The following is a 24,195-nucleotide window of genomic DNA, read 5'->3' as shown; positions in this document are numbered from 1 at the left end:
GTTGTAAATCGAAAGGAATAAGCAAAATAAAAAAAATCCAGTTACCAATCACGGTAACTGGATTTTTTATTGAAAATACTTGTATTAAATTTTCTTATTTCTTCTCGGCAGCAGCTTTATTCTGGGTAGTATATTCCATACTCACCGCTACGCGCTCGATTGTCAAAGTGGTACCGGGACCAACTTCGATCACCAATGTATTGTCATCATTGATTCTTTTCACTTTACCGTGAATACCAGCGATAGTTACAATTTTGTCACCTTCTTGGAGATTGTCGATAAATTGTTTTTGTTGCTTGGCTTTCTTAGTTTGAGGGCGGATCATGAAGAGCCACATTACTAAGAACATACCACCTAAAAACAGTAAAGACTGGATACCCATACCGCCACCGCTACCGCCACTTCCTGAAGGCGCTGCCATTAATAAATTAAGCATGTTGATGTACATCGAAATAGTATTTGATAGAATGAATAAATTATGTTGATTAAATATTAACTATTTACAGGAGAAATTCCTATTCTGATTTGATTACACAACGAATCCTGGGCCCCGGAAATAATGGATCTTCAGTATTCGCCTTGATGGTGATCTCCTTTTCTTGATAGCCAAACTTACCTTTACTGTTAAATACTACCTTCATAAAGCCTGTAGCGCCCGGTTTGATCGGTTCTTTAGGCCATTCTGGCACGGTGCATCCACAGCTGGTAATGGCATCTTGGATAATTAAATCTTTCGTGCCCGTGTTGGTAAACTTGAAATTATATTCCATGATAGCCCCCTGCTCGATCTCACCGAAATCATGCTCCGGCTGCTCGAAGGTCATTTCGGGGAAACCACCGGTAGTATCCTGGGTGGTTACTGCCTTGCTATCATTGTTCCCTTCTTTCGGAGATTGATTACAGGCAGTTGCCATAAGCACTGCTGCTGCAAAAACTGTATATAAAATCGTTTTCATCGGGTGTAATTTGCGTAAAAATAAGTTTCTAGACAGATGTTTGCTAAAAAAACGCCTATTTTTTTGCCCGGTCCACCTTGTTAACGAGTTTATTCGCTTCCAGGTCTTTGAGGATGTTATCAAGGATACCGTTTACAAACTGGCCGCTCTGCGGTGTGCTGTAAGCCTTAGCCAAATCGATATACTCGTTGATAGTCACCTTGGTAGGGATGGTCGGGAAGTATAAAAATTCACAAACCCCCATTTCCATCAGCAGCATATCCACGGCAGCGATTCTTTCGGGATCCCAGTTCTGTAACTTCGGTTTAATCAATTCTAGGCAATATTCCTTTTTATCGATCACCGTTAATAATAACTCCCTAGCGTAATCAATCTTTTCTTTGCTGATAAGCTGTAGAAAATTAAATAGTTGCGGTTTATTGAAATAGTTAGAGACCAATACATCCATCATGCTGGCGTCATCGCCCCAATGGAGGAAGGTATCTTCAAGATGTTGTAAGAAAAGCTCGCTTTTCATCAATATCTCTTTATAGATATATTCAACGATTTGCTTTTCCTTATTCTTTTGGCGACCCTCTTCCTGGATATATTCCTGGTAAATTTCGGAAGCCACCAACTGGGTATAGAGTTTCCGGGTAATTTCAGTATCCGGTAAATTCTTGAGTTTCCACTGGTCGAGGTTGACCTGGAAGCCCCTGTCATTCAAGAGCTGGTAAACATATTCGTTACCTGCAATCTTGGTATTTACATTTAGATCTGCCTCGCTGGGAAGGTGCTTTGAAGAGCGGGCGATGGCATCCGTTTCGGCATATAAAGCCACGTTGGTCACGGAATATAGCAGGTATGTAAATACCTGGCATGTCTGATCTAATTTCTCGTTGAGCAAACCCGTGGCGGTACCCGGTCTAAGGGTTTCCGCATCCATTGTATCAATGGCGTACAAGGTTTGCATAACTTTGACCCTGATGTTTCTTCTACTAATCATGAACTCTTATAGGAAAATGGCCGCAAATCTACGTTTAAATATGCATTTGCAAAAATTTGCTTTTCACGCAATTATCTAAATAATTGAAATCCAGCTAAAAATGTAAATCCGACCGGTTACGAAGGTAACTGACATTTTTTAGATGAAAAAATGACAATTATCACAGACATAATTTCATTTAACTATCTTTACAACCTGCAATTTTGACTAGCTCCTGCCATTGGCACAATGTTAGAGAGAGATGCAAGCATTAAATTTTCCAAAATTTTCCATAAAAACCTGTTTAAAAAAACAACATTTATATGGCTAAGAAATTAAGTATTAAACCTTTAGCTGACAGGGTAATTGTAAAACCTGCAGCAGCAGAAGAAAAAACCGCTGGTGGCATTATCATTCCGGATACCGCAAAAGAGAAGCCGCAAAAAGGTACTGTAGTCGCTGCTGGTCCTGGTAAAAAAGATGAGCCGGTTACCGTTAAGGTTGGTGATACCGTTTTGTACGGTAAATATACCGGCACAGAGATCAGCCTCGAAGGCACTGATTACTTAATCATGCGTGAATCCGATATTTTGGCTATCGTTTAATCAACGTCGTCAAAAATTAAACTGAACTCCACACACAACTTATTTAAAATTTATTACACATCATGGCAAAACAAATATTCTTCAATATCGAGGCCCGCAACAAGATGAAAAAAGGCGTGGACACTTTGGCTGACGCCGTAAAAGTGACCCTCGGTCCTAAAGGTCGTAACGTAGTTATCGAGAAAAAATTCGGTGCTCCATCTGTTACTAAAGATGGTGTTACGGTTGCTAAAGAAATCGAATTGGAAGACGCTATCGAAAATATGGGCGCCCAAATGGTGAAAGAAGTAGCTTCTAAAACAGCGGATATCGCTGGTGATGGTACTACTACCGCTACCGTTTTGGCCCAGTCAATTATCGGCGAAGGTTTAAAAAACGTAGCTGCCGGCGCTAACCCGATGGATTTGAAACGCGGTATCGACAAAGCTGTAAAAGCTGTAGTTGCCAGCCTCGCTAAACAATCTGAAAAAGTAGGTAGCGATAATAAGAAAATCGAACAAGTTGCAACGATCTCCGCTAACAACGATAACGAAATCGGTAAATTGATCGCTGAAGCTATGCAGAAAGTGACCAAAGATGGCGTTATCACCGTTGAAGAAGCAAAAGGTACAGACACTACTGTAGAAGTAGTAGAAGGTATGCAGTTCGACCGCGGTTACCTCTCCCCTTACTTCATCACCAACAGCGAAAAAATGCAAGTGGAAATGCAAAATCCTTACATCCTGATCTACGACAAGAAGATCAGCACTATGAAGGATATCTTGCATATCTTGGAAAAAGTTGCCCAACAAGGCGCTCCACTGTTGATTATCAGTGAAGATCTTGAAGGTGAAGCGTTAGCTACCCTGGTTGTGAACAAATTACGCGGTACTTTGAAAGTAGCTGCCGTAAAAGCTCCAGGCTTCGGTGACAGGAGAAAAGAAATGTTGCAAGATATCGCTACCCTGACTGCCGGTGTAGTGATCAGCGAAGAACAAGGTTACAAGTTGGAGAATGCCGACCTGACTTACTTGGGCCGTGCAGAATCCGTAACTATTGATAAAGACAATACTACGATCGTTGGCGGTAAAGGTGCTAAGAAAGATATCGCGGCACGTATCAACCAGATCAAGAGCCAAATCGAGGTGAGCACTTCCGATTATGATAAAGAAAAATTGCAAGAGCGCTTAGCTAAATTAAGCGGTGGTGTTGCCGTTCTTTACGTAGGAGCTGCTACTGAAGTGGAAATGAAAGAGAAGAAAGATCGTGTTGATGATGCATTGCACGCTACCCGCGCTGCCGTTGAAGAAGGTATCGTTCCCGGTGGTGGTGTGGCTTACATCCGCGCTGTTGATTCTTTAGATAAATTAAAAGGTGATAACGATGACGAACAAACTGGTATCGCTATCGTGAAACGCGCTATCGAAGAACCTCTTCGTCAAATTACCGCGAACGCTGGTATCGAAGGCTCTATCGTTGTTCAGAAAGTTAAAGAAGGTAAAGCTGACTTCGGTTTCAACGCCCGTACAGAGAAATATGAAAAAATGTTATCCGCAGGTGTAATCGACCCAACTAAAGTGAGCCGTATCGCCTTGGAAAACGCTGCCTCTATCGCGGGTATGTTGTTGACTACTGAATGCGTGATCGCTGACAAACCGGAACCTAAATCTGCTGCCCCTGCAATGCCAGGCGGCCCAGGTATGGGTATGGATTACTAATCAAAAATTAGTAGCACTTTATATAAGCTCCAAGGTTTCTTGCCTTGGAGCTTTTTTATGAAAAAGCCCCCGCCCCGTGTAACTTTTTGAAAGGATGACCGTTTTTACTATTATAGTGCCATCAAATTATCAGCACTGAATTAACAAGTGATGGGAATGAAACGATTTGTATATTTGTTGCTTACGGTATGCTTATGCGCCACGGCTTGTAAAAAGGAAGAGTCCGGGCTCTATGATAGTCCCGCCCAGGCTTCTGATTACGAGGCCGAAATCAAGGCTTACATAGCCAAGCATGATATCAAGGATGTGGAAAGAGATCCCTCGGGGATTTATTATAAAATCATTAATCCGGGTACGGGGCAGGATGCCGAAGTAATTGGCCCCGATGATATCCCGACGATCAATTTTACTTTAACCTCGCTCGACGGGGAAAAAGTGTTGAATTCCAGCAACGGTATCCCGACGAACTTCAATGGCCGCCCATTGAAAGATCATATTGCCGGATGGCAATTGGGGCTCAGGAAAATTAAAAAAGGTGGTATCATCTGGCTGTTTATTCCGCCGCAATACGCCTTCGGAGATGCCGGTATTTCAGGTTTGGTGCCTGCAAATACAGCCCTTTTCAGCGAATTAAAATTGATAGACTTTTAATTTAATACCTATTAATAAAACTGACATATCTGTATGAAGCAATTTCTTTGGATGACGGGCTTGGCTGTCGCAACTGTACTGGCTGCATGTAATAAGAATGATTACAATGAATTTGATCAAATTCGAATTGAAAATCAAAAGATTGAGGCTTACCTCGCGGAGAATAGCATCGATGCGCAAGAAGATCAACAATATAATTTCTATTACAAGGTCATCGATGAAGGCAGCGGCCGTTCCTTCGATGATTCCAGCATGGTAAAATTCACATATAAAGCTTCTACCCTGGGTGGACCCGTTGTGATGAACGACAGCGCTACCAGTTACCTGATTGGCATTATCCGTGGCTTGAGATACGGTATTCCCAAGGTAAAAGAAGGCGGTAAAATTGATTTATACTTGCCCTCCCCTTATGCTTTCGGGCAATCCGGTAATGGATCCATCAGCAAAAACACCCCGGTTTATTTCCAAATCGAAGCCAAAGAACTCGTTGCTTCACTGAGCAACTCCGTTGAACTGGAATTAGAAACAGAAAAAATTGAGCATTACCTTGATACCAGCAACCTGGAATACGAGAAAGATCCTTCCGGTGTATATTATAAAATTGAAGAACCGGGAACCGGTGATTCTTTCACTAGCGAGGCTACCGTAAAAGTAGCCTACAAAGGCACCTTGATGAACGGAACGGTATTCGATCAAAACGCGGGTTACACCGCTAAATTGACATCCCTGATCAAGGGCTGGCAAATCGGGGTACCAAAGGTAAAAGTTGGCGGTAAGATCAAGCTGATCATTCCTTCTACCTTGGCTTACGATGATATGAGCTCCGGCCAGGTTCAAGCACACTCCATATTATTCTTCGATGTAGAAGTATTAGAAAAAATCCAATAGTCAATTACAAGTTTGTTTGAAATAAATACGAAAGCCTGCCCATGTGGCGGGCTTTCGTATTTTGATTGCTTTGCAATTTTATCAATAATAACCAGCAAGGGTTCTAATCATGTAGGCAATTCAAAAAACGAACAACAACTAGGAAGCCCCAACCCATCAATAGTACTTTTCATAAATGAAGACATCGAGAAACATGACAGTAAATTGTCATTTTTACATAGTAAATTTGTCAAAGATACCTGCTTGTACTTATTTAGAAGATTTACAAATGGGATACCATTTTTTGATGCAATCATTGGTTAAACAATAAAATCTATTACCGTGGCACACGAGTGCATTTCTGTTTTCGACATATTCAAAATCGGGGTAGGGCCTTCCAGCTCGCATACATTAGGCCCATGGAGGGCAGCTTTACGTTTCGTAGAGGAGTTAAAAGAAAAGGGGCGTTTACAAGATACGATACAGCTAAAAGTTTTGCTATACGGCTCCCTTGCAAAAACCGGGCATGGGCACGGTACCGATATTGCCGTTTTGATGGGCTTAAGCGGTGAAGATCCCGTAACTTGCGATGTTAACTTGCTGGATTCAAAGATCGATGATATTCGCCGGCACAAAAAGTTGAAACTCGGCAGTGAAATGGAGATTGATTTTGATCCCTTGATGGATCTTGAATTTCTTTACGATGAATCACTCCCTTTCCATCCGAATGCCATGACTTTGCTGGTATCATTCTCCAATGAAGAACAAATTGCCGAAACTTATTACTCTATCGGTGGCGGGTTTGTTGTTAAAGAAGGTGACCATACGGGTACCGGCAATCAAGTAGATCTCCCCTTCCCTATTGACACGGCCCAACAATTGTTGCAATGGTGTATTAAAACAGGCTATTCCATCTCGGAATTGGTACTGGAGAATGAAAGCGCTTGGCGCCCGGAAACTGCTACGAAAGAAGGTGTACTGAATACCTGGAACGTGATGCAATCCTGCATTTACCGGGGTTGTCATACTACCGGGGAACTACCCGGCGGGTTGAAAGTTGCACGCAGGGCTGCGGCACTAAATAAAAAGTTGCTTAAGGGAAGAACTTACACGGACTTTTCCAGTTGGATCGAAGCAATCCGTGCCGGAGGCAACCATTTCGGGTATACCCTTGATTGGGTCAGTTGCTTCGCCTTGGCTGTTAACGAGGAAAATGCTTCATTCGGGCGGGTAGTTACAGCGCCGACCAATGGTGCTGCCGGTGTAATACCAGCAGTATTACAATATTTCATCGTTTTCTGTGACGGGCATGATGATCAGAAAATTATCCAATTTATATTAACCGCTTCTGAAATCGGTAGTATCTTTAAAAAACGTTCTACGATCTCCGCCGCGATGGGTGGTTGCCAAGCCGAGATCGGCGTATCATCAGCCATGGCTGCCGCTGCGCTTACCGAAGCGCTTGGAGGCACGCAAAGACAAGCTTTAATGGCAGCTGAAATAGCCATGGAACACCACCTCGGCCTTACTTGCGACCCGATTGGCGGCTTGGTTCAAGTGCCATGCATTGAAAGGAATACCATGGGCGCTATCAAGGCTATCACCGCTTCGCAACTGGCATTACAAAGTAACCCTGAACTAGCAAAAGTATCTCTCGACGCCGTGGTAAAAACCATGTGGGATACCGCGCTAGACATGAACTCTAAATACAAGGAAACTTCCGATGGCGGGTTAGCTGTCAACATACCGATCAGTTTACCGGAATGTTAGAATTACCGCGGCAGATAGATAAATTTACAGATAAACATATAAATTAACTACTATATTTGTAGTCTAAATCAATAAAGTAGTCAAACTGTGAGCCAGGAAAAATTATTATACATCGTTCTCGGGGTCGGGGCAGCATTCTTAATCTTTATTACCGTGAAGGATCTAATTAAGAAACCTAAAAACCTGGTAGATAAAGACACTGATACGGCAAAAGCTTCGGCCGGCAGCCACAGCCAAGTATTATCGTTAAAGTTGCAGGCATACGAGCGGATGGTACTATTAGTTGACCGCTTAACACCTCAAAATTTAATCAGCCGCTTATATACAAGTGGCATGACGGTGAACGATATGCACCAAGTATTAGTGCATACGATTAAAACCGAGTTTGAACATAACATTACACAACAAATTTATGTATCCGCTGCTTCCTGGGATGCTGTCAAAACGATGAAAGATCAAACGATCGCGTTGATCCATCACGTGGCGGCAAGTTTTCCGGGCGATGCTCCAGCCTTGGAACTGAATAAAAAATTGTTGGAATTATTTAGCCAAACACAGGACGGAGCCACCGCTTCAGATATCGTATCAAGTATACTGAATGATGAAGCGAAAAAAATAATGGTCTAATTCGATTTTTATCTTCGAGATAGCAGGGCGATCCTTTACCGGGTTGCCCTTCTTTTTATAACACGGTTTAGAATGGTTATATTTGTGCGGGATGACAACTGCACAACAGCTAGAAAAACAATGGATATCAGCCTTTAGCCAATCGAACCTGGTAGATGGGAATACGAAGCAATTTAACCCTTTGATTGCCCACCAGCTATTTTATGGCAAACAACATGCAGAATACCCGGCGGAATACCCGGATCATTTCCTGGAACTTTACCAAGAATTGGAAGAACGGGAACAGGCGGATGCCGTTCAACAACTGTTAGTATTCTTGGCTTTCGTTGGTATCAACATTCCTGCCGACACGATTCAAATATTTATCGAGAAATATCCACATCAATACAAGCATATTTTCAAAAGAGCTTATTATATACTGAAAACGTTAGCCCACCGCGATACGAACTTAGATATAAACCAGCCGTTCACCGAGAACCGCGATGATATTTATTACCTGATTAACCTCGTGCTGGCAGATGCCCCGAAGGAATTACAATTGGAATTATTCGAGGATGTAGATTTGCCCACGCTGTATAATCGTTATGTGAATATTCCCGAAGGCTACGATCAAGATCCCGTTATCAAGGATTTATTTAATAGTCTTGAACAATCTAATACATCATTTTTTATAACGGGGAAAGCGGGCACCGGGAAATCAACTTTCCTGCATTACTTTGCACAGCATTCGAAGAAAACCGTGTTGATGACTGCCTTCACGGGTATCGCGGCGATTAATGTTGGCGGCGTAACTTTACATTCATTTTTCAAATTTCCTTTGAAACCCTTGTTGCCGGGAGATGATGAGATTCCGATCTTCAAGAGAAACGCGCCGAATCGAAAAATTATCGAGAAAACCGATACTATCGTTATCGATGAGGTGTCTATGCTCCGCGCGGATTTAATGCAAGCCATCGATTATTCATTAAGACATAACGGCGGCAACCCGCATTTACCTTTCGGGGGCAAACAGGTATTGCTAGTTGGCGATTTATTCCAACTCCCCCCGGTTGTTGATCAAAAGGATGAAGTAGAACGGTTTATATTCAAAGAAATTTATAAAAGTGAATATTTCTTCGATGCCCCCGCTTTCGAAGAACTGAACCCGGTATTCTTCGAATTTCAGAAAATCCACCGCCAAAAAGATGATCATCACTTCATTAAATTACTCAATGAAATCAGGGTATACGAATCATCCGAAGAAACACTGCGGCAAATCAATGCGCAACATCAACCTAATTATAGTGCTAAGCAAGACGAATTTGCCATTACGTTAACCAGCAATAATGCGATTGCTAACAAGGAAAACGCATATAAACTGGAAGCTTTACCCTTCGTGGAACACGTGTTTGAAGCTACGATCAACGGTGATTTCAAAACGGATCGTTACCCTACGCATAAAAGCCTGGTACTGAAAAAAAATGCACAGGTGATACTTGTTAAAAATGATATCACGACACCGGAATCGCCCGTTCGCCGCTGGGTAAACGGCACGATTGCCAAAGTAGATTTTATTTCGAGTGATATCATCGAAATACGCTTGCAAGATGGTACCACGCATAAAATTGTACCTGAAACTTGGGAAAACAGGCAATATACTTACGACAGGGAAAAAGGCCGCGTCATGTCGAAGGTCATCGGTACATTTACACAGTACCCGGTTAAACTGGCATGGGCCATCACGATCCATAAAAGTCAAGGCTTGAGCTTTGATAACGTCGTGATTGACCTGGGGCGCGGGGCATTCGTGAACGGGCAGGTTTACGTGGCCTTGAGCCGATGCAGGAGCTTGCAAGGCATCCATTTGAAAAATCCTATCCGCCAGCAAGATATTATTCCGGACAGGCGCATCGCTCAATTTTATTTAAGGCAGCCCGATATGCCGCAACATTATCAAGGCATTGAAGATTTCTTTAGCAGGCACCAGGATTTTGCTTTACAGTACTTATCATTGCATTACCCGTTTACCGATCAACAAGTTGAAAAATACTTCAACCTCCTGAGTGATGGCAGCGCGTATTATACGCATTTTATCGATCGCGAAGCCCGCATCGTGCAATCTAAGCTGGATATAAAGTTTAATCCTACCATCCAATGGACACCCGGCTTGCTACAAAAAATTCAAATGGGTATTACTGATCCCGCTAGCGGACAATTGAAAGGGTTACATGACGATACCCGGCCGCCGCTGTTGTTGAACGAAGAGTTGAAAGCTTGGAATCAAAGTTTGTGGGCCTTGGCATACAGCCAAGATTATGTTTCTGAAAGTACAAGGGATATCAACTTCGGTTTGCCTCCGCAAATTCTCGACCCGAAAGGATACGGGAAGCTTTCGGTTGAAGAGATCGTCGGTATGTACCCGAAGAAGAAGCTGGAATTATTAACTAACAAAAGCATTTGGCTGAAAACTGTCAAGCCTTTATTACGGCAGGAATTCGTAGTACAATTGCTCGACAACATGGTTCAACAACCGAAGTTACCCATCATCGACGTTTTATGATATCATTCAGTAAGTAAGCCTTTCCATCGAACTCAATATAAAGTGGTTTCCCCCGGTACCAGGCTTTCCCTCTTTCTTTTAGATGAACTTGGATATGTAAATGCGGCTCCATGCTGAAACCAGAATTTCCCACGCATCCCAAGGGATCACCGGTATTGACATATTGACCTTCCTTTACAAAGACCTTGTTTTGACCTAAATGCCCCATGAAAACAAAGAAGCTGTCCGTCTCAATCAACACCTGGTTGGTATTCTTAGGGCCGCGATTCATATTTGGGGGAATATTATCCGGATTCGCTGATTCGGTGCGCGCTACGATCCCGGCGCAAGGACTGTAAACCGTATCATTGTAAATATGGTAATCCCGTAAATCCTTTGAAAAAATCTTGTCTGCCCTTCTGCCATAAGTATCTAACTTCACGATGTCCATCGCGTAAATAGCCCCCCTCAGGCTGGAATGGAAAAAATTCGTAGGCAGGCCTTTACCACCTTGTAATACGTAATAAGTTCCCTTTTTAAAAGGCAATTGAAGATTTACCACCCCCGGCGTGCCGGTAGTTCCTGTAAAATACAGGATATTGAAAGTGTTTAATACTAAAATCCAAACAACAAACAACACCAACCGCCATCTTGGCAACACGCTGATCACTTCCTTAACCCGCCCCTTCCAAGTTCCATATAGCGCAACTAAGCAATACACGATCCAGAAGGCATATTTTAAATATACCGTTGTATAAACCCAGGTGCCGTAAAGGTATACGAAAACACCGAGGGAAAGAGACATCAACCAGCCCATCCGCCGTGCAAAGCCCTCCCTGCCAGAAGCTTTCAGCCATAAAATACATGACCAGGAGGCCAAGCACAATGTGATCAATAATAGGATATAAACAATCATAAATCTATCGTATAGTCGGTACTGTTAGAAGCTTAAATAAATTTACAGAATATTGCGTTCTACTATCATAAGGCTTCGTTAAATTTTACAAAAGCCGGTTGGAAGCTAACTTCGACTAATTGCTACGCATTCACCCAAATTTCAGTAACATTGCAATTATGGAAAAGATCATAAAGACAGATGCCGGGATCGAGATAAAACCCGTTTATACGACGCCTGTTCCCATGGATGAATTACCGGGAAAATTTCCCTTTACCCGGGGCATACATGCAACCATGTACCGTGATAAACTCTGGACTATGCGGCAGTACGCCGGGTTTAGTACCGCGGAAGCATCGAATCAAAGGTATCATTACCTGCTTAGCCAAGGGGTAATGGGACTAAGCGTAGCTTTTGATCTTCCTACACAAATAGGGTATGACAGCGATCACCCGATGGCCGAAGGTGAAGTAGGGAAAGTGGGTGTGGCCATCGACTCTATTGAAGACATGGAAGTACTTTTCCGGGGAATTTCCCTCGAAAATGTATCTACTTCTATGACTATCAATGCCACCGCTTATATTTTATTAGCATTTTACATAGCCTTGGCAAAGAAACAAGGCGCCGATCTTAAGAAAATCTCGGGCACCATACAGAACGATATCCTAAAGGAATATGCGGCCAGGGGAACATTTATCTATCCCCCGAAGCCATCCATGAGATTAATTACTGATATATTCGACTTTTGTAGCAAGGAAGTTCCGAAATGGAATACGATTTCCATTTCCGGTTACCATATCCGGGAAGCGGGGGCAAATGCAGTACAGGAACTTGCTTTCACCTTGGCCAACGGCAAAGCTTACCTACAAGCCGCCATGGAAAAAGGCCTGGACATTAACGTGTTTGCAAAACGTTTATCATTTTTCTTCAATGCGCATAATCATTTATTTGAAGAAGTGGCCAAATTCCGTGCTGCAAGGAAGATGTGGGCCAATATTACCAGCTCGCTCGGTGCAACTGATCCCAAGGCACAAATGTTGCGCTTCCATACCCAAACCGGGGGCAGCACTTTAACAGCTCAACAGCCGCATAATAATATTGTAAGGGTAGCTATTCAATCCATGGCCGCAACTTTAGGCGGAACGCAATCCTTACATACTAATGGTTACGATGAAGCGATCTCCTTACCTACGGAGGAAGCAGCAAGGATCGCTTTACGTACACAACAAATTATCGGGTTCGAAAGTGGGATTCCAGATACGGTAGATCCATTAGCCGGCTCTTTTTACGTGGAATCGCTTACACAGGAAATCGAAAACCGCGCCTGGGATTTGATTGCCAAAATCGATGCTATGGGCGGTGCAGTAAGTGCCATTGAGCAAGGATTTATCCAAGATGAGATCGCCAGGAGCGCTTATGAATACCAAAGAGCTATAGAGAACGGTGAAAAAATTATCGTAGGCGTAAACAAATTTACGGTAGAAGAAGGTATAAGCCCGGAACCGTTCCGCATCGACGATAGTATCCGTAAAGTGCAATCCGAAAAATTGGAGTCATTGCGATGCCGGCGCGATAGTGCCAAAGTAGTAGCAGTCCTGTCCAAATTAGAAGAAACAGCCCGCGGAACCGAGAACATTATGCCCATTGTTATCGAGGCGGTTGAAAATTATTGTACCCTTGGAGAAATAGCGGATACATTAAGAAAAGTTTTCGGGGAATACCATTAATACCCGAAGTATTCCAAATTTAACTAGGAAATTATATTTTCGCGGGGTTAATTTATTTTTAATTTATCGCCTTTGATGGCTCATCAGCGGCTCTTATATATACAATGCAATCCATCCACCATCAACATTGCCCTGTATGCCAGGGAAAAAATATAGCGTTCAAATTAAAAGCCGAGGATTACACGGTATCGCATCAACTATTCGAAATTTGGCAATGTTCGCAATGCAATGCCCGTTTTACGCAGGGCATCCCCTCCCCGGATGCCATCGGCCAATATTACCAATCTGAAGATTATATTTCCCATACGGAAACTAAATCGGGCCTGATAAACCGGATGTACCACAGCGTCAGGAAAATCACCTTGCGTTCCAAGCAAAATTGGGTAAAATCATCAGTGGGACTAAAACACGGCAGCATTTTGGATGTTGGTTGCGGAACGGGTTCTTTTCTCAGTTATATGAAACAGATCGGTTGGGATATTACCGGGCTAGAGCCGGATGCCGGCGCACGGCAAGTTGCCAAACAACTATATCAACTCGATATTCAACCGATAGATGAACTGTTTACATTACCGGCAGCTTCATTTGATGTAATTACACTATGGCATGTACTGGAACATGTACACGGGTTACATGCTTATATGGAACAGTTGCACCGGTTACTGAAACCGGGTGGTTCTTTATTAATTGCCGTACCGAATTATACATCGTTGGATGCTGCTCATTACGGAAAATATTGGGCTGCTTACGATGTTCCCAGGCATTTATACCATTTTTCGCCGCAGTCCATGCAATGGCTATTAGAAAAACATCATTTCAAATTGCATAAGAAGCACCCTATGGTGTTCGATTCATTTTATGTAAGCTTACTTAGTGAAAAATACAAAAGTGGCAAAAGCAGGTTATTAAGCGGGGGATGGAACGGATTTTTATCGTACCTCAAGGGGTTGAAATATGTTGATACTTGTAGTTCGATTGTTTACGAATCCAAATTAGGAAATTTGTAGCCGGGGTCGCGACCCCGGCACGCACCCCGGCGACAGGGGCGATACCCGGTAATTATTCCGACGAAATCATTATATTTACGCATATGCGGAATGGAATTGTTACCATATGGTTGATGTGTTTAATGATAGTGACGAGCTTTTCGGCTATAGCGCAACCACGCCCCCCAAAACAAAATCCATCAGAACATAAAGAACAAATCATACGCAGCGCCTATAAAAACCGGGCGTTGACAACCGCGCCAGGCAATTCCTGGGAAGCAGTAAACAATACCCAGCGGCCGGCCGGTCATTGTACCTGGGTTAAAAGAGCCGCGGACTATCCTTACGGATTTACTAAAGGGAATGCCGTTGCGAAGGATGAACCTTTTATCATCATCGAAGTAAATTCCCATTTAACATACCGCTATGGAATAATATTCCCGGTTCATTTCTTCTGGTGATATCCCTTATACAAAGGTGTAAAATTCACCTCATGCTTTCTAATTAGAGTAATCAAACGTGGGATTTTAATCGTTATATATTATATACGGTTGAACTTGTCATATATAAAATCATAAGTATTTAAATAAACGGATGCTTCATTTACCAAATTTAATAGTAGACCTCGCCTTGATATTAGGTGCCGCCGGCATCACGACACTGATTTTCAAAAAGCTGAAACAACCTCTCGTGCTGGGGTATATCATCGCGGGCATATTGGTTGGCCCCCATTTTACCTTGGTTCCCTCCATTACGGATATTGAAAATGTAAAAGTGTGGGCAGATATCGGTGTTATATTCTTGTTATTTAGCCTCGGTTTAGAATTTAGTTTTAAAAAACTAGTAAAAGTTGGCGGATCTGCTTCGATTTCTGCCATTGTAGAAGTGGCCGTAATGTTGGTATTGGGTTATGTTACCGGCCGTTTTATGGGTTGGTCATCGATGGATAGCATTTTCCTAGGCGGTATTTTGTCTATTTCTTCCACCACGATCATCATCCGGGCCTTTGATGAACTGGGTGTTAAAAACCAATTATTTGCCCGGCTCGTTTTCGGTATCTTGGTGGTAGAGGACTTGGTGGCAATTTTACTATTAGTATTATTATCCACGCTGGCAATTAGCCAAAAATTTGCCGGTGGAGAAATGGCGATGTCTGTAGGAAAACTTAGTTTCTTCTTGGTACTTTGGTTCCTAGCAGGCATATTCATAATACCAACTTTCTTGAAAAGAACGAAAAAGTTGATGAGCGATGAAACTTTGCTGATCGTTTCGTTAGCCTTGTGTTTATCGATGGTTATCCTCGCTACACAAGTCGGCTTCTCCCCTGCCCTCGGTGCCTTTATCATGGGTTCTATCCTTGCGGAAACGACCTCCGCAGAAAAGATCGAACACCTCACGATGTCGGTTAAAGATTTATTCGGCGCCATATTTTTCGTTTCCGTAGGTATGTTGATCGAGCCGAAAATGATCGTGGATTACGCGGGCCCTATCGGCATTATTATCGTTGTAACGATTATAGGGAAAACGCTTAGCACGGCAACGGGCGCTTTACTATCCGGGCAGGGCTTAAAACAGAGCTTGCAGGCAGGAATGAGCTTAGCCCAGATCGGGGAGTTCTCCTTTATCATCGCTACTTTGGGTATGACCTTAAACGTAACAAGTGATTTTCTATACCCGATCGCGGTGGCAGTTTCTGCATTGACAACCTTTACCACTCCTTACATGATAAGGTTTGCAGCCCCTTTCTATGATTGGCTGGAATCAAAAATGCCGGTCAAACTCAAACGGAAATTATCGCGCTACACATCCGGTACACAAACGATCAATAAGGAAAGCGACTGGCAAGCGATGTTGAAATCTTACGTAATTCACGTGGTCGTGCTGGGTGTAATTTTGATTGGTATTATCCTGGTTTCAAGTAGATACCTTGCTCCATTCCTTTTTGAAACCATGGAAAATATTGCCGCTGCAAAAGTATTGGCGACGGGGATTACCCTGCTGGCGATGACGCCTTTTTTATGGGCATTAACCATGCGTCCTATCAATAAATCGGCCAGGAACAGGATTTGGCTCAACAAATTACAACGGGCGCCACTCTTGGCATTGGATTTTTCACGCATATTGATCGCCGTGTTTTTGATTGGATTCTTACTAGATCAATTTTATACAACCGCTACCGCTATCGTAGTCACGTTGGTATTGATTGTTATTATCGTGATTCTTAATAAAAGGCTTCAGAAATTATACCAAGGGATCGAGGAAAGGTTTATCACCAATTTAAATGATCGCGAGATACAAGCTGCAAAAAGACACCGCAATATTACTCCCTGGGATGCCCACTTAACGAGCTTTATCGTTCCCGCGGAATCATTAGTTGTTGGACATACCTTGTCCGAATTGGAATTAAGGGAAAAATTCGGTGCAAATGTGGCTATGATCGAAAGAGGTAGCCTCATCATCATGCCACCGAGCCGGGATGAAAGACTTTTTCCCGGTGATAAGATATCGGTTATCAGCACGGACGATCAACTTCAAGGCATACAGGCATACCTCGAATCTCCGATCCAACAAATTTCGCCTGAACAAGCAAAAGAAGATATTACACTGGAGAATTTTGTTATCCAGGATGACTCGCCATTACTCGGGAAAACAATCCGCCAGTCCAGCGTGCGGGAAACAACACAAGGATTAATTGTAGGGATCGAACGCAGGGGCAATCGACTGTTAAACCCACCATCAGACTTCATCTTCCAAGAAGGAGATATCATCTGGATCGTGGGTCGCAAACAAAAGATCAAACAATTAATCAAACCCAGCAACAACCCGGTAACACCCGGATAATAAAGAAATAAAAAGAATTAAGAAACATAAAAAGGAAGACTTGCTTCTGCTTCTGCAATAGTCTTCCTTTTTACTTAGGTAAATTCCCGTAATCTTTATTTTGATGATCAAACTTAACGCAGCCCCCGTCATTTTGTCCCACATGCTAAAATAAGCTCCCGTGCGCACCTATCCCTTAATCCGGATAAACCCGTGAACGGGCAACTTTAGGCACGTTTCCGCTCCATCATCGGTCGAACTTTAGCCTTAGGATGCACCAATTTCATTTCATCTACCAAATGCTTTGCCCCTGCATATTTATCTATGATAAATAATACATAACGGATATCAACCATAATATTCCTACAAATCTTCGCATCGTAATTGATATCACTCATCGTACCTTCCCAAGTACGATCGAAGTTCAGCCCAACCAGGTTGCCGTAAGCATCTAAAGCGGGACTACCGGAATTTCCGCCCGTAGTATGATTAGAAGCAATGAAGCAAACCGGCATTTTGCCATCACTCCTTTTATATGGACCGTAATCTTTATCCCGGTATAAATCCCTCAATTTCCCTGGAACATCAAACTCATAATCACCCGGTTTATATTTCTCCATAACGCCTTCCAAGGTTGTTGAAATATTATATTGCACTGCATCTCTTGGACTATAGCCATCAACCTTACCGTAAGTAATACGCATGGTACTATTGGCATCAGGATAAAAGCGACGCTCATTCATAACTTCCATCTGCGCTTTCATATAAACACGCTGTAACTGATCGATTTCGTCCTGGATATCCTTGTTAACGTTATAAACATTTTCAACAAATCCATTTCTCAAAGCCATCATAAAGCGGGTCGCAGGATCCTGGTAAACTAGGTTCTGTATTTTTTCATATGGCTGGTCCAAAAAAGCTTCAAATTTTTCATAACTGGATAAGGCTGTCAACGCGAATATTTTGTTTGCCGTCATTTTCCCATCCTTATTGTTTTCCATCCAGATTTGGTACGCTTCTCCACCGATATAGCGACTTTTAACAGTACTGAAATATAAATCCAGTAAAGCCACCGCCACTTGTTGATCTACCTTCATAGAATAATCCTGGAAAATCCCCTTCATCGTTTTTAAAAGCAGCTCCTTATGTTCCGTGTAAGAATCAGGGCCATCCTTCTTCACCTTGTTCAACATATTCAATAACCGGTTCGAGAATGAAAATAGCTCGATATTCCGGGTCAACTCGTTATAATAATCCTGCGCCACCACGTATGGACCCGCTTTTATATACAAAGCGTTCAAACTATCCAGTACGCCGGCATATAATTGTTTCAGCGCGTTATTGTTGTTCAACCTCTTCGTATATTCTGTTTCATAAGCCACCTTACGATCTAAGCCTTTCGTTCTTTCAACACCCTGCATCTCCCCGATCCATTTTTTCCAGCCGTTAGCCGTAGAAGCATATTTTGCTGCGTATTGAATCTTGATTTGCTCATCTTCGCGCATAAAACCATCGATAATTTTCAAGGCTGCATCGCGCATACTGACACGTGCGGGATCTTGTCCTTCCACGATTAATCGCATACCTTCAGACGGCAAATATTCGTTTGTTCTTCCCGGGAAACCGAAGACCATTGTAAAATCATTTTTTTCAATTCCATCTATTGAAATAGGCAAGAAATGCTTGGGACTTAATGGTACATTGTCCGCAGCATATTCGGCAGGCAGACCATCTTTACCTGCATAAATTCTAAATAGGGAGAAGTCGCCGGTATGCCTTGGCCACATCCAGTTATCGGTATCCGCACCGAATTTCCCGATAGAAGATGGAGGCGCTCCCACTAGCCTGATATCCTTGTAAGTTTGTGTCACGAACAAAAAATACTGGTTGCCTTCAAACATCGGCTTCACCAGTACATCCTGGTATGCTTCCTTCTTGATTGAAGGTTTCAAAGCTTCAATATTTTTATTAATAAGCGCGGCCCTGTCCTTTTCATCCATGCCGTTTTGCACACCCGCCAAAGCCTGCTTGGTAATATCTTCAATACGCACGATGAAAGTAGCAGTCAAGCCCGGGTTCGGCAATTCCTGTTGCCTGTTCATAGCCCAGAAACCATCTGCCAGGTAATTACTTCCCACGGAAGAATGTTGCTGGATAGACCTGTACCCGCAATGATGGTTTGTTAATAATAAGCCTTGCGATGAAATGACTTCCCCGGTACAAAAACCGCCGAAGCTAACGATAGCATCTTTTAGGCTCCCCCTATTAACGTTATAAATATCTGCCGCGGAGATTTTCATTCCCATAGCTTTCATTTCCTTTTCGTTCAGTTGCCCCAAGAGTTGCGGCAACCACATTCCTTCCGTAGCGGAAGCAGCTTGTTGTAATAGTAAGCAAGACGCGAAAAGTAAGCCTTTTACAAATCGTAGCATATTGTTTTGGTTTTGTAGACCTGGCAATTTAGCAAAATCTGGCGGAATATCACCGGTTGAAAAAATTGCACCGCGGCGCTCACTACCACCGCGGCACAGATTTGCCGGGAAAACCGGCATAGATTAATACAAGTAATTCAAAGCAATGATATCATTTGCATTGAACGTAGCATTACCACCGCTGGAACAAGCCAACATCCATGATCCTGCATCCGGACCTGTCGGTGTACTGTTGATATGCACTGCTCCAACGCCGGCAGAACCTTCGTTGCCACCGGAACCGCAACTATAAGAACGGTTCATGTAATCCGTATGACGGAAACCGATCGTATGACCAATTTCATGCTGGATCACGGAACCCACGTAATTCACGTTCGGGTTTGAACCGTACGCGTAAGGATGCGTGTTCATCAGGATTTGAGGATAAGGATCCCCCCCGGATGGGAAACCGGCAGAACCCAAGGTGATATATCCACCGCTGGGACCCTGGTAAAATCCTTGGATGGTGATATCAGCAGATCCGCTGGTAACGCGCCTGAACGTAATAGATAATCCCAGGTTGTTGTAACGGGTAATCGCCAAATCCGCGCCCTGCACATAAGCAGTGCCTAAACCGCTTACTTTAACCGTAATTTCGCGGGGTAAGCTGGAAACTAAATTCCAGGTGCGGTATTGCTCTACTTCAGCAATTCTTAAAGTAGGCGATGTGACTTCCGATTGTAGGTACGCATCATTTAAAAAAATGTCTCCTTCTACAACATAGCCCCCATCAACTTTCTGGGCTTTATCTGTGCTGAATCCCCGGTCTTTAATTTTAGCGAGGACTTCCGATGAAATGTCTGAACTAGCTGTAGTTGGGGTTTCTACTTGGGTATCTTTTTGACAAGAAACCACTAAAGCTGATGCCAACAAGATAGTAAAGCCAACGGCTAGTGTGATTTGTTTGGTCATAACAATAGATTTTGGTTTATGAATTAATGAAACAATAGTGAGCTGTATAAAAAATTATGCATGGCTTCTCCCTTACGACCGGGATGTAGATCGATCGTTCACGCAAACAGGTTCCCTACCCGGTTTGCGACCGGGTTAAGGCAAAAGAAATCTATATCGAATGCAGCCATGCTTTCGACCATAAGGGCCATACTATTACTAGCCGGTACGATATGGTTACTTCGTACGGTTTAAAACAGGCTTAGACGATACTTTCGGCTACGTTGGGCGACAAACTAACATTACATAAAGTGATTTGAAATTGTTAACGAATGCTCTCTCTGACGATCTTGGCCATTAAAACGCTCCTTTTTTCATACACTAGTAAAAGCAGGTTCTATATTACAATATGCTCTTTAAAACGGAATCTTCCAGGCGGACAGATAGGTTCCGCTATGAATAATGATTATGATTAAGATCAACTACCCAAGCTTGGGTATATAGTTTTTCAATTTTTGATTGCTATATCAATATTACAATATTAATTACAAACCACCATAAAAAAAATAAAATTAAAAAAATAGATTGCAAGAAATATCGCAGTTACAAATTCCGATGTAATAAAATTTTTAGCCTTTGTAAACAGGCTATAGCAAAGGAATACATATAAACTTAATTATTTTAAATCGATTAATTAGGTTAAATTCAATTTCAGAACTACCCGCAGCGGTTATGACCAAAATCTAAATTAGCGAATCGATTGTCATGTAATATTCTGTCAGGAATCCTTTATATGTAATCAATATTTTTATAACTATTTACATCAATTACCATATAAATCACCGGGCAATATAATTTTTATGAAAAATATTGTTGTTAGCCATTTATTATTGATCCTAGGTTTTTTATTTCATTCCAATCACTGCATTGGTCAGTTGCAAGCTATCCACCAATCGAAAGACAGTTTATTGCAACTTTATGGCGCGGATACCACTGGCAAGAATTGGGCGAAAGGAACAATTGAAAATCTTCTCATCAAATTCAAAGAAATTCCTCCCGCGGGGCAACAATTTCCCTTCCATGTTCTAAAAAGAATCAGCCCTGTTCATTTTATTATTAATGGAAACTTCGATAACAGCTGGCAACAGAAAATCCTCTACGCTGTTCCGGCCAACTCAATGTGGAAAGCGAGTCCAGCCTTGCTGAATGCCTTACACAAAAGTACCCCGGGGCAATCTTTAAAACTGACTATCGTATTTAACAACAATCTTGAAAACCTTGATAGCAATTGGATGGGTAATGTTCAAACTATCCACTGGCATACCACTGCTCCTTATGGAATTTTCATTGTAAAAGTGAAAGACATTCCCGGGATTCTTTCTGAAAATTCTATAAAATTCTGCGACATTGCCAGGGCTCCGCAAATAGAAGGTCCCATAAAAGAAAAGGATTTCGGTTTGAATAATATAGAAAGTGCTCAATCTGCCTTCCCGAATTTCGCGAATCCACGCAGCACGATCAGCATTAAGGAAAATATGTTTGATACGACGGATATAGATTTACTATATAAACAAGTTGCCAATTCAAGGGCATCAAAAATATTTTCCTTACATGCTACAGATATGGCTGTAATCATGTCCGGTATTGGCAATAGCGGCTATCATGGAAAAGGAATTAGTCCCGGCGCCAATTTATTACCATCGAATTTTGAAGTATTACTCCCCGATGATGATGCCTTTTTCCTACACTGGCATTGCCTCTTACAAAATCATTCTTACGGGGTGGGTATCGAGAACTATTACGGGGCCGAAGCCCTTGCCTACGACCAACAAGTCAACCGCATCGATAGCCTGGTACATATATTTTCCAGCGGCAATAGCGGCACCACCACGCCCGATGCCGGTTTATATAAAGGCATTCACGGGTTTGCAAATCTTACAGGGACGTTCAAACAGGCAAAAAATGTTATTACAGTCGGTGCAACAGATCTTGACGGGCAGGTATCAACACTGAGTTCCAGGGGCCCGGGTTTCGATGGAAGGATCCAACCATTCATTGTTGCTTACGGTCCTGGAGGCACTTCCGAAGCAGCTGCGATGGTATCCGGAAGCGTCAACATCCTACAGAATGCTTACAGGTACCTATTTCAAGAATCTCCGTCTATTGCTTTGATAAAAGCCTTATTGATGAATACCGCCGACACGCCGCTCAATAACCCGCTCTCCTACCAATCGGGTTACGGTTCATTGAATACAAGGAGAGCGCTCAACAGCTTGCTGGAGCAACATTTCATAAAGGCAAGTTTAAATCCGGGCGGGAACTTTCAAAATACCATCCCTGTTCCACCGGGAACAGCCATTTTAAAAGTAAGCATTGCCTGGAACGACCCCGCGGCAAACATCGATACAGACCTCTCGCTTATAAATGATCTTGATCTACAGCTCGTAGATCCCGCTGGAAAAGTTTACCATCCCTGGGTATTAAGTTATTTTCCAAGTAAAGATTCCCTGGCTGCCAGCTCCAGGAGAGGCATTGATCATTTGAACAACCAGGAACTCACCAGTGTTCAAAACCCGGTAGCAGGAGATTACTTGGTTAACGTGCACAGTCAACAACTATCCGCGAACAATCAAGAATTTTACATGGCATGGGACATTGTTCCTAGCAATTATTTTGAGTGGGAGTTTCCGAACAAAAACTTGATCCTCACTCCCGGCGAAAGTAATACCATCCGCTGGCATTCCAATATCGGGGAAGCAGCGAATTTATATTATAGTTTAGACGCCGGTATTACCTGGAAGTCCATCGGAAGCAATATCCGGCTTAAGGACGGCGCAGTTAACTGGGAAATCCCGGAAGGGATATTTCACAAGGCATTGCTTAAAATAGAAAATAACGCCCGATCATTTACCAGCGATACATTCCGGATCAGCCCCAAACCAGATATTTCAGTTTTATATAACTGTAAAGAAAACCTAGCACTGCAATGGGCAGGTATTGAACAAGCAACGGCTTATACAATTTACGCGATCATTGGAAACCGCCTGCTTCCTATACAAGAAACCGAAGCTACTGAAATCGTCCTCCCGAAGCAAGATCAATTACCATTGTATTATTCCGTGGCGCCGGTTTCTAAAGATGGTTGGGTCGGACAAACCGGGAATGTAATCAATTATCAAATGCAGGGAGTAGGTTGTTTTGTAAAACAGATATTGGCGGATAAAATAACCGGGAGTACAGTGCATCTACAATTAAGATTGAGCGCAGCACACCTGCTGGAAGAAATGAGTTGGGAAAAATTACAGCATCAAAGCTTCAAGAAAATTTCCGGGGAGCGGGTTAACGGCAATAATTTTTTTCAAAGGATAGATACCGTATTACAACCCGGCGTGGTATATTATAGAGCTAAGCTCACTACCAAATCCGGACAAACGATTTATACAGATACGGTTGCCGTAGATATGGTAGGTAGTGGTCAATATTTTCTTTATCCCAATCCTGTACAGGATGTTTTCACATTACTCAATGCCGATTACGGGGATGACATCGTAGTTAGAATAATGGATGCAAAAGGTATAACAAGAAGAATGCGCTTACTAACGGGTTTGAGGCAGTCATTCGATGTCAAACAGCTCCCTGCCGGGCAATACTGGTGTGTTATCTATAGAAAAGGGCGGTTGGAGTTTAAAATTCCTTTTATTAAGTTATGATAACCGGAGCTTTGGGTGTAAAAAGATATTCAAAATTTCC

Annotated in this window: 18 protein-coding genes; 12 read left to right on the top strand and 6 right to left on the bottom strand. The window is 42.6% G+C overall.

Translation table 11 applies throughout. From position 1 onward, the window contains the following. Window positions 1–94: 94 nt before the first annotated feature. The 3 genes from yajC to nusB all read right to left on the bottom strand — a co-directional run bounded on the left by yajC (window position 95) and on the right by nusB (window position 1,941). Entirely contained in the window at window positions 95–436 is a 342-nt protein-coding gene (gene yajC / locus COR50_RS12175; protein WP_232516158.1) for a preprotein translocase subunit YajC, read from the bottom strand. Between the two features lie 79 nt (window positions 437–515). Further along, window positions 516–956 (bottom strand): DUF1573 domain-containing protein, encoded by a 441-nt coding sequence (locus COR50_RS12170; RefSeq protein ID WP_098194233.1) that lies wholly within the window; start codon window positions 954–956, stop codon window positions 516–518. A 55-nt stretch (window positions 957–1,011) separates the two neighbouring features. Further along, window positions 1,012–1,941 (bottom strand): transcription antitermination factor NusB, encoded by a 930-nt coding sequence (gene nusB / locus COR50_RS12165; RefSeq protein WP_098194232.1) that lies wholly within the window; start codon window positions 1,939–1,941, stop codon window positions 1,012–1,014. A gap of 302 nt (window positions 1,942–2,243) precedes the next feature. Between nusB and COR50_RS12160 the strand changes: the two genes are divergently transcribed. From COR50_RS12160 to COR50_RS12130, 7 genes are all read left to right on the top strand, one after another. Further along, complete coding sequence (locus tag COR50_RS12160) at window positions 2,244–2,525, top strand: co-chaperone GroES (RefSeq protein WP_098194231.1); 282 nt, start codon at window positions 2,244–2,246, stop codon at window positions 2,523–2,525. Window positions 2,526–2,587: 62 nt separating this feature from the next. Further along, on the top strand, window positions 2,588–4,222 hold the full coding sequence (gene groL, locus COR50_RS12155; RefSeq protein ID WP_098194230.1) for a chaperonin GroEL: 1,635 nt from the start codon (window positions 2,588–2,590) through the stop codon (window positions 4,220–4,222). Between the two features lie 156 nt (window positions 4,223–4,378). Further along, on the top strand, window positions 4,379–4,873 hold the full coding sequence (locus tag COR50_RS12150) for an FKBP-type peptidyl-prolyl cis-trans isomerase (protein WP_157760789.1): 495 nt from the start codon (window positions 4,379–4,381) through the stop codon (window positions 4,871–4,873). Between the two features lie 33 nt (window positions 4,874–4,906). Next, window positions 4,907–5,761 (top strand): FKBP-type peptidyl-prolyl cis-trans isomerase, encoded by an 855-nt coding sequence (locus COR50_RS12145; protein WP_098194228.1) that lies wholly within the window; start codon window positions 4,907–4,909, stop codon window positions 5,759–5,761. 321 nt (window positions 5,762–6,082) lie between these two features. Next, window positions 6,083–7,510, top strand: a complete 1,428-nt coding sequence (locus COR50_RS12140; RefSeq protein ID WP_098194227.1) for an L-serine ammonia-lyase — start codon at window positions 6,083–6,085, stop codon at window positions 7,508–7,510. Between the two features lie 87 nt (window positions 7,511–7,597). Further along, the gene (locus COR50_RS12135; protein ID WP_098194226.1) at window positions 7,598–8,137 is read left to right on the top strand and encodes a DUF7935 family protein; all 540 of its coding nucleotides are present in this window, start codon (window positions 7,598–7,600) and stop codon (window positions 8,135–8,137) included. 91 nt (window positions 8,138–8,228) lie between these two features. Then, window positions 8,229–10,676, top strand: a complete 2,448-nt coding sequence (locus COR50_RS12130; RefSeq protein ID WP_098194225.1) for an ATP-dependent DNA helicase — start codon at window positions 8,229–8,231, stop codon at window positions 10,674–10,676. On the opposite strand, the gene COR50_RS12125 is transcribed toward COR50_RS12130, so the two are convergent. After that, a complete protein-coding gene (locus COR50_RS12125; protein WP_098194224.1) occupies window positions 10,660–11,571 on the bottom strand; it encodes a M23 family metallopeptidase in 912 nt (303 codons plus the stop codon). The two genes, COR50_RS12130 and COR50_RS12125, sit on opposite strands and share 17 nt — an antisense overlap. A 158-nt stretch (window positions 11,572–11,729) precedes the next feature. Here COR50_RS12125 and COR50_RS12120 point away from each other — a divergent pair, with 158 nt between their 5' ends. From COR50_RS12120 to COR50_RS12105, 4 genes are all read left to right on the top strand, one after another. Then, complete coding sequence (locus COR50_RS12120) at window positions 11,730–13,277, top strand: acyl-CoA mutase large subunit family protein (protein ID WP_098194223.1); 1,548 nt, start codon at window positions 11,730–11,732, stop codon at window positions 13,275–13,277. Between the two features lie 104 nt (window positions 13,278–13,381). Continuing rightward, window positions 13,382–14,284 (top strand): methyltransferase domain-containing protein, encoded by a 903-nt coding sequence (locus COR50_RS12115; protein WP_098194222.1) that lies wholly within the window; start codon window positions 13,382–13,384, stop codon window positions 14,282–14,284. Window positions 14,285–14,367: 83 nt separating this feature from the next. Beyond that, a complete protein-coding gene (locus tag COR50_RS12110; protein WP_098194221.1) occupies window positions 14,368–14,724 on the top strand; it encodes a hypothetical protein in 357 nt (118 codons plus the stop codon). 133 nt (window positions 14,725–14,857) lie between these two features. Next, a complete protein-coding gene (locus COR50_RS12105; RefSeq protein ID WP_098194220.1) occupies window positions 14,858–17,104 on the top strand; it encodes a cation:proton antiporter in 2,247 nt (748 codons plus the stop codon). Between the two features lie 206 nt (window positions 17,105–17,310). Here COR50_RS12105 and COR50_RS12100 read toward each other — a convergent pair whose 3' ends face one another. After that, window positions 17,311–19,515, bottom strand: a complete 2,205-nt coding sequence (locus COR50_RS12100) for a S46 family peptidase (RefSeq protein WP_098196212.1) — start codon at window positions 19,513–19,515, stop codon at window positions 17,311–17,313. A gap of 123 nt (window positions 19,516–19,638) precedes the next feature. Beyond that, entirely contained in the window at window positions 19,639–20,466 is an 828-nt protein-coding gene (locus COR50_RS12095) for a M57 family metalloprotease (protein WP_098194219.1), read from the bottom strand. An 839-nt stretch (window positions 20,467–21,305) separates the two neighbouring features. Between COR50_RS12095 and COR50_RS12090 the strand changes: the two genes are divergently transcribed. Then, on the top strand, window positions 21,306–24,155 hold the full coding sequence (locus COR50_RS12090; protein ID WP_098194218.1) for a S8 family serine peptidase: 2,850 nt from the start codon (window positions 21,306–21,308) through the stop codon (window positions 24,153–24,155). The last annotated feature ends 40 nt before the right edge of the window (window positions 24,156–24,195 follow it).

The organism is Chitinophaga caeni, from assembly GCF_002557795.1.
GTDB lineage: Bacteria > Bacteroidota > Bacteroidia > Chitinophagales > Chitinophagaceae > Chitinophaga > Chitinophaga caeni.
The sequence above is the reverse complement of the archived record's forward strand: the minus strand, read 5'-3'. Positions and strand labels throughout refer to the sequence as shown.